Source organism: Pseudomonas sp. SIMBA_041, from assembly GCF_046535095.1.
GTDB classification, from domain to species: domain Bacteria; phylum Pseudomonadota; class Gammaproteobacteria; order Pseudomonadales; family Pseudomonadaceae; genus Aquipseudomonas; species Aquipseudomonas mucoides.
The window spans coordinates 1-259 of the sequence record NZ_JAWRXJ010000513.1 but is presented as its reverse complement, the minus strand read 5'-3'; the positions used below and the strand labels follow the sequence as shown (position 1 = coordinate 259).

Annotated in this window: 1 protein-coding gene; it reads left to right on the top strand. The window is 64.9% G+C overall.

All coding sequences use genetic code 11. The annotated features are described in order from the left end of the window. Nucleotides 1-259, top strand: a 259-nt coding sequence (locus SB725_RS32135; RefSeq protein WP_410923535.1) for a hypothetical protein, incomplete at both ends; no start/stop codon positions are given.

Here is a 259-nt window from a genome sequence, read left to right as displayed (position 1 = left end):
CATGCGGCGGACAGGCAGGGTTGTGGCAACTACCGGGTCATCCAGCCGCTCGATGCGCTCAGCCGCGAGGGGCTGGCCGAGGGGCTGCTGTCGTGGAATCACCTGGCACCAGGCGAACTGGAGCGTTACCAGCCGGACAGCATCGTCCTGCAGCGCCAGGTGGGCGACGAGCAGATTGAGCACATACGCCGGATGCGCGCGTTTTCGCAGGCCTTCAAGGTCTTCGAGCTGGACGACTATCTGCCCAACCTGCCGATCA